This is a genomic window from Cyanobium sp. A1C-AMD, assembly GCF_024346495.1.
GTDB lineage: Bacteria > Cyanobacteriota > Cyanobacteriia > PCC-6307 > Cyanobiaceae > Cyanobium_A > Cyanobium_A usitatum.
On sequence record NZ_JAGQDB010000110.1, the window covers coordinates 1 to 6,565 of the forward strand.

Genomic DNA, 6,565 nt, shown 5'->3' on the forward strand with positions numbered 1-6,565 from the left:
TGGTGCCGACCAATGGCCAGGCCAGCACGTGCATCGATGGGCAGACGCAGCCCTGTTGACATGCATAGGAGCATCAGAACTCCAGACAGGTGAAAAGGTGCACGCCGTGGCTACCCGCAGCGATGGGTGAGCTCAGGCAAATGCTTTTTGTTGCTTTAAGAATGCTTTTATGGCCACAAACCCGTACTTTGTCGTTGGACCGGCGTCGCCGCCATTCCTGGATCCGGGATGAGGTCAACGCGTCTATCGGGCTACAAATCTTGCAGCCCTTGATGGCACTGGGTTGTGCCTGGCTGCTGGTGGCACCTGCCCATGGATTGATCGCCAGCCCTCACGGCGAACAGGCCTTCGTTCAATATTTGCTTTGAAAGGCAGCAGTGATGGCGTTCACAATCGCTTCCCACAGGCCAGGTTTCGTTAAAGCCGGGATTTCCTTCGCCAAAGCGTTCGATAGCTTGCCTCTGTTCACCTCCACGGAGCGAATCATGCGATCAATCTGCATGTTTGGCATCTCGATAATCTCTTTGATGGCGGCTCTAGCTTGAGCATGCTGCTGCAAATGGCGCGATTCCTCGCGCATGTGCTCGGTAATGGTTCGCCTCAGCACGTTGGCCAGATACGCCACATGTTCGGTTAAATCCGGATATCGCCACACTGGCTTGGCGATGTAATCTCCGTCGAATTCAAGATTGGATCGAATCCCATCGGGATAGCTCGTCGGCGCCGTCGCGAACTGATAGGTTCCCGCCAATGCATTCATGAGCGGTCGTGAAACTCGATCCAGGATTCTTGCGTAGCCTCGCTGTTCTCCTGCATCCCTGGTGATCAGAGCCGACACGGGCAGGATCATCGGTTCCTTGATCGCTCCATCACGCCGCAATGCATCGTTGATCAGCAAGCGATGCACTCTTCCGTTGCCATCGGCCAGCGGGTGGATGTAGACAAAGCCAAACCCCAGCACAGCGCTCCGCATCACTGCCGATTGACCCTGGGTGCGCTCCCAGAACACAGCCAATCCGTTGAGCATCCTGTTCAGCTCATCGGCAGGCGGCGCCACGTAATGCACCACTTCTTCAAAGCGAATGACCTCTCCCACAAAGACTGGCGATTGGCGAACACCGAACTGCTGCAGCGTGGTGCCCCGCCCCAGAATCTTCGCTTGCAGCTGGGCGAGTGCTGGGTCGCTCAGCGGCAGCTCTCCTACACCGGTGTGCCTCGCGAGCACATCTGCAAACCGCTGAATTCGATCGACACGATCCACTTCTCCTTCGATGGCAAAACTTGCCTTGCTCTCGCGCAGCGTCATCCACACGGCTGAGCGCATCAGCGCCTCCTCGCCAAACTCCACTTCGAGTTCACGCAGCAGATGCGGCAGATCCACTGCAACGGCATCAGCCCAGGCCCGCGTCTTGCGCACGATGGGGCAAAACGCGGGTGACCCAGGCAGGTTGTCGCGCAGGCGCCAGCGGCGGTTCGCCAAGGAACGACCCGCTGATGCCGCAACCACCTTCTGATCGTCCAGGACGGACACATAGGCACCGCCAATCGTTGCCCCCGCCTTCAGTTCACGACCTGTCAGCCACTCGTACAGAAACCCGGCCCTGCGGGCGTATTGGCCGCTCGGTTCGTGCTGGATCCAGGCTTCCAGCTCAGCCGTGTCGAGCTGCTCAAACAGGCGGCTCAGCATCTCCAGGTGCGGCACCTCATGCTTGAGATGAAAGGTGAGATGCCCGCGCAAGCTGGCAGTGGGCCTCATCGCCTCCACAAAGGTTTCTGTGATGACGTCATCCACCAGCTCTGTCTTGCGGCGCCCGCCGATGCGGCTCTGCACCGCCAAGGGCATCACCAGGCGAAGCTCATATCTCTCCACCAGCCAGGCGCCACCGATCAGGTTGTGTGATTCCATCCCGGATCAGGTTCAGTAACTGGGTGTCGGGGGGTCTGAGTAAAAACAGGGCAGGCTGCGTAAAAACGGGTTGAACCGCGCAAAAACGTGTCGATACTCAGTTCTATGCGCAAAAACACTACTTGCTAGCGCTGCCTTGAGGGCAGTGGCTCCAAGGCCGATTCAGCGTGCGATCCCTTCAAGCCAGTTCAAGGCGTTGCAGATCGCCGAAGCGTTCGAAATCGCGACCAAAGCTCACGAGTCGCCAGCCATCGCAGGCAGGTGTGGCCAGGCTCACCCCAGGCTGCTTGCAGAAGTCCTGCAACAGTACGGATGCCTCCGAAGGGCTTTTCACGGCATTGCTGAGGGTTGTTGAGTCGATGGCCAGACCTCTCTCGAGCTTGGGGAGCTGCTGGGCTGAGCGCGTGGATGCGATTGGCGTCGCTGCCTGGTTCAGCCCTTGATCCACGAAGGCCTGCAACAGCTGTTTGATGTGACCCGCTCGCTGGCAGCCCTGACCTTGAGGCGGGCAAAGAGGGGGGCAGGCAGCTCCAGGGTGGCGCGCACGCCGCGTGTTCGCCTAATGCGTATTTAAGTGCGCATCAAGATTGGTTGTCTGTGGGGTGCCTGATCGTTGGCGAATTATGACTAGCGGATTTCTGGCGGAACGGTTGTCGCTGCTGCGACCTGCCTGTGCAGGTGATCGCCCTTCGCGGCTTTGTGCATGGGCATAACACCTTTGCGCGAGCTGATCGGCTGTGAGTGTCCGGCCAGCGGTGGTCGACTCCTCTGGGTGGATTGAGGTATTTACCGATGGCCCCCAGGCCGGCAGCTTTGTGGCTGTGCTGGACTCTGCGCCAGCCCTGGTGGTACCGGTGATCAGCATCCTTGAGGTGTTCAAGTGGGTGCTGCGTGAGCACAGTGAGGCCCAGGCCATCCAGGCTGTCGCCGCCATGCACAGGGGGCTCGTGGTGGATCTCGACAGCGTGTTGGCGATTGCAGCGGCCCAGCCCGAACCCATCAGGCCCGCCTGCACACGATGGATACCGACTTCCGCGGCCTCGCACCGGGATCCCAACCGCTGCGCGCAAGACTGCGTCATCGACCTCTGACTCGCTGCAAGATGAGCGCGCAGCGCTGTTCGATCAGGCTGGCGATGTCGCCCACCAGTTGGCGGCCGCTGGCCATCGAGTGCCACAGAAGCCAATCTGATCAGCAAGGCAAAAACGCCTTACAATTGAGCTCGAAGGTGCGCATTGAAATGGTCGAGCCCCCAACGCAAAGGCGCAAACGATCGCGGTCCCTCACCGTCACCCGCAAAGGGCAGGTGACGCTGCGCAAAGATCTCCTGGCCCATCTGGGTATTCAGCCTGGCCAGCGCATTGATGTGGAGGTGCTGCCTGGCGGCCGGCTGGAGCTGCACGCCGAGCAAGCCACCGGCAGCATCAACGGCTTCATCGGCCTACTGGCAGGCCGCAGCAGCCACTGCGCCAGCCTGGAGGAGCTGAATCAGGCCGCCGCCGCCGGCTGGGCCGGGCTCGGCGACGCAAACGCCCAACCCAGCACCAGCCCATGAAGATCACGGCCGACACCAACGTGCTGGTGCGCGCCCTGGTGCAGGACGATCCCGAGCAGGCCAAATCAGCCTGTGGACTGCTGGAGCAGGCGGAGCTGGTGGCGATCCCCCTGCCTGTGTTGTGCGAACTGGTTTGGGTGCTGCTCCGTGTCTACCGCTTCTCCAACCACGACTGCGTCAGCGCCATCGAAGCGCTGCTTGCCAGCAGCAGCGTGGTGGCCGATCGACCGGCCGTGACAGCCGGGCTCAAGCTGCTCGCATCGGGCGGCGATTTCGCCGATGGCGTGATCGCTTTCGGTGGAAGGCAGCTGGGCAGCCAGCAGCTAGTCACCTTCGACCGCGAAGCAGCGCGTCTGCTGAGCGAAGCCGGCGAACCCGTGCATCTGCTGCGGTGATGCCCGCACACCCAAATAACTCTCTGCGTGGAACTTGGCTGGAGGGCTGGCACAGCGGAGTTCAAGCGCCTCGCCCCTGCCTCAGGCTCGAGCTTTCTCCTCCTTAGGGATATTCGCCATACACTCAACAGCTCGCGCTAAGCCCGGATGCCTTCACCACAGGGTGCGTCAGGCGCATCTAAATCACCACTGTTCAGGAATCTGTACAGCCCGTACAGAACGATGGACACTGCTCGCACCACCCATCCCACCGAGCCCCTGTCGCAACTGCGGCGGGGGCTTTTTTTATGACTTTTAGCGCTCTCACCTCCCAGCTGTTGCGGCTCGCGCCCCTGCCGCGCCGCCTGTTGCTGATCGCCGCCGATGCCCTGTTCATTCCCTAGGCGGTGTGGCTCAGTTTCTGGCTGCGCCTGGCCCATCCCTTCAACGCCAACTTTCTCCAGAGCCTCTGGATGATGCCGGCTGCCCTGCTGATCGGCGTTCCGCTCTACGCGTTCACCGGTCAATACAAGGGCCTCACCCGCTACGTGGGTAGCCAGGCCCTGTATCGCCTGGCTGGCCGCAATGGGCTGCTGGTGGTGTTGTTGGTGCCGTGGGGGTGATGCTGCGGCTGCTGCTCACGGGCTTCACCGGCGCGGTGCGCTTCGCATTGCGTGATTTGTTGGTGAGCCTCCAGAACAAGCCCCGTCACGCCCTGATCCGCGTGGCCGTCTTCGGCGCCGGCGTCGCCGGAGTGCAGCTCGCTGCAGCCCTGCGCCACGCCGGCAGCCACAGCGTGGAACTGTTCCTCGACGACGAGCCCCGGCTCTGGCGCCGTGAAATCAATGGCATCGCCATTCAGCCGCCCCAGATCTTGCGCGAGCGCCGCGGCGATGTGGATCAGGTGTTGTTGGCGATGCCCTCCCTCAGCCGCAGCCAGCGCCGCCGCATCGTTGACGATCTTCAACCCCCTCGGCATCCCCGTGCTGCAGGTGCCCTCGGTGGAGGAGATCACCAGCGGCCGCACCCGCATTGATGCCCTGCGCCCGGTTGCTATCGAAGAGCTCCTCGGCCCCGGCATCGCCGGCCAGGTGGTGCTGGTGAGTGGCGCCGGTGGCTCGATCGGCGCCGAGCTCTGCCGTCAGATCCTGGCGCTCAGGCCCCGCCGCCTGGTGCTGCTTGAGCGCAGCGAACCCAGCCTCTACGGCATCGATCAGGAACTGCGCCGCAGCCTTCCGGCGGGAGTGGAGCTGGTGATCCAGGCCGCCGTGCTCGCCCGCGGTGGCGACCTGTTCCTGCTGGACATGGGCGAACCGGTGCGCATCCTCGATCTGGCTAAGCAGATGGTGCGCCTCAGCGGCCTGTCGCTGCGCGATGCCCAGCACCCCGAGGGCGATATCGAGATCGTGTGCACCGGCCTGCGCCCCGGCGAGAAGCTCTACGAAGAACTGCTGATCGACGCCGAAAGCGAACCAACCAGCCATCCGCTCATCTTCCGCGCCACTGAACGAGCCATCCCCCCCGAGCAGCTCTGGCCTCAGATCGAGGCCATGGAGGCCGCCATTCGCTGCCAAGACGCCCATGCCGCCCTCGACTTGCTGGCCCAGCTGGTGCCCGAGTGGCAGCGGGGTGAGGTTGGGGGCCAGCCCCAGTCGGCCCATCCAGTGGAGGTGGCTCAAGACTGAAGCATGTGGGCTGTTCAGCCGCAGTTCTTTATTGTTGCCCAATTTATGTGTTTATGCTCATAAAATAGATATTGTTCATTTCCCGTGTGTGGCTCTCGTGGGGTCACTTGCAGTGGCCGGATGCCGGCGCGGGCAATCCAGCCCTAAAGCGTGAATGATCCTGGCTAAAGTTCGGTAATTCACTCGGTTCGCTCTAGGCCATGCGCAGCACCATCACCGCCCGTGGCCAAACCGTTATCCCTGCTCCGATTCGGGCGCGCTTCTCCCTCGGTCCATCCCAGCGGCTGGAATGGATCGTTGAAGCCGATGGCTCCATCCGGGTGGTGCCGGTGGATCTCTCGCCGGTCAAAGCCTTTCGCGGCATGGGCCGACGTGGTTGCTCCAGCCAGCGCTTGCTTGCTGACCGCGAAGCCGAGCGGCAGGCCGAGCAGGCTGCTGGCCACTGATTTCTTACTCACTGAATTGAGTGCCAGATGGGATCGCTACTCCTGCTCGACACATCGGCGCTGCTCACCCTGCGCGACGACGAACCCGGTGCTGGACGGGTTGAAGAGGCGCTTGAGCAACCCGGGCGCTGTTACGCCTGCTTTCTCAGCCGGATGGAGGTGCTCTACCGCGTCTGGAAAGACGAAGACGAGCGCGCCGGCCGCCTCGCCTACGAGCAACTCAAGGCACTGCCGCTGCACTGGGTGGAGGTTTCAGAGCCCCTGCTCGAGCAGGCCGCCAGCATCAAGGCCCGTCATTCCCTGTCGTTGGCTGATGCCTGGATCGCGGCGGCCGCGCAACAGGTGGGTGCCACCCTGCTGCACAAGGATCCTGAGTTTCGTGCCATCGCCAACCTTCCGCAGGAATGGCTCGGTTGATCGCCTGAGAGGAGGACGCCGTAATTCAGGCCTGGCTGTCGACTCGTTCCGTGCTTACGCGGATGTCCTTGTCAGTACAGGTGTTCTAAGCTGTGCTCAGGGTATGGGCTGGTTACGGTGTTCCATGGATTTGACTGTCAAGGCTGGATCACGCCTTTTACCAATTACGTCCATGTCAACCT

General features: G+C 61.9%; 11 protein-coding genes. 9 read left to right on the top strand and 2 right to left on the bottom strand.

Annotated elements, in window-relative coordinates; translation table 11 throughout:
* Positions 1–122 precede the first annotated feature (122 nt).
* Positions 123–368 (top strand): hypothetical protein, encoded by a 246-nt coding sequence (locus KBY74_RS12955; RefSeq protein WP_254943051.1) that lies wholly within the window; start codon positions 123–125, stop codon positions 366–368.
* On the opposite strand, the gene KBY74_RS12960 is transcribed toward KBY74_RS12955, so the two are convergent.
* The gene (locus KBY74_RS12960) at positions 353–1,831 is read right to left on the bottom strand and encodes a Fic family protein (RefSeq protein WP_254943058.1); all 1,479 of its coding nucleotides are present in this window, start codon (positions 1,829–1,831) and stop codon (positions 353–355) included. The genes KBY74_RS12955 and KBY74_RS12960 overlap by 16 nt on opposite strands.
* Before the next feature lie 253 nt (positions 1,832–2,084).
* Positions 2,085–2,240: a hypothetical protein gene (locus KBY74_RS12965; protein WP_254943052.1), complete on the bottom strand. Its 156-nt coding sequence runs from the start codon at positions 2,238–2,240 to the stop codon at positions 2,085–2,087.
* Positions 2,241–2,661: 421 nt separating this feature from the next.
* On the opposite strand from KBY74_RS12965, the gene KBY74_RS12970 reads away from it, so the two are divergent.
* From KBY74_RS12970 to KBY74_RS13005, 8 genes are all read left to right on the top strand, one after another.
* Entirely contained in the window at positions 2,662–2,997 is a 336-nt protein-coding gene (locus tag KBY74_RS12970; RefSeq protein WP_254943053.1) for a type II toxin-antitoxin system VapC family toxin, read from the top strand.
* A 215-nt stretch (positions 2,998–3,212) separates the two neighbouring features.
* On the top strand, positions 3,213–3,461 hold the full coding sequence (locus tag KBY74_RS12975; RefSeq protein WP_254943054.1) for an AbrB/MazE/SpoVT family DNA-binding domain-containing protein: 249 nt from the start codon (positions 3,213–3,215) through the stop codon (positions 3,459–3,461).
* Positions 3,458–3,856 (top strand): type II toxin-antitoxin system VapC family toxin, encoded by a 399-nt coding sequence (locus KBY74_RS12980; RefSeq protein WP_254943055.1) that lies wholly within the window; start codon positions 3,458–3,460, stop codon positions 3,854–3,856. The genes KBY74_RS12975 and KBY74_RS12980 overlap by 4 nt, the downstream gene beginning before the upstream one ends.
* A 386-nt stretch (positions 3,857–4,242) precedes the next feature.
* Positions 4,243–4,458: a hypothetical protein gene (locus tag KBY74_RS12985; protein WP_254943056.1), complete on the top strand. Its 216-nt coding sequence runs from the start codon at positions 4,243–4,245 to the stop codon at positions 4,456–4,458.
* Positions 4,449–4,871: a nucleoside-diphosphate sugar epimerase/dehydratase gene (locus KBY74_RS12990; RefSeq protein WP_254943057.1), complete on the top strand. Its 423-nt coding sequence runs from the start codon at positions 4,449–4,451 to the stop codon at positions 4,869–4,871. Before KBY74_RS12985 ends, KBY74_RS12990 begins: the two co-directional genes overlap by 10 nt.
* On the top strand, positions 4,789–5,520 hold the full coding sequence (locus KBY74_RS12995; RefSeq protein WP_261360425.1) for a polysaccharide biosynthesis protein: 732 nt from the start codon (positions 4,789–4,791) through the stop codon (positions 5,518–5,520). Before KBY74_RS12990 ends, KBY74_RS12995 begins: the two co-directional genes overlap by 83 nt.
* A gap of 200 nt (positions 5,521–5,720) precedes the next feature.
* Positions 5,721–5,966: an AbrB/MazE/SpoVT family DNA-binding domain-containing protein gene (locus tag KBY74_RS13000; protein ID WP_254929266.1), complete on the top strand. Its 246-nt coding sequence runs from the start codon at positions 5,721–5,723 to the stop codon at positions 5,964–5,966.
* A 27-nt stretch (positions 5,967–5,993) separates the two neighbouring features.
* The gene (locus tag KBY74_RS13005; RefSeq protein ID WP_254929265.1) at positions 5,994–6,383 is read left to right on the top strand and encodes a PIN domain-containing protein; all 390 of its coding nucleotides are present in this window, start codon (positions 5,994–5,996) and stop codon (positions 6,381–6,383) included.
* The last annotated feature ends 182 nt before the right edge of the window (positions 6,384–6,565 follow it).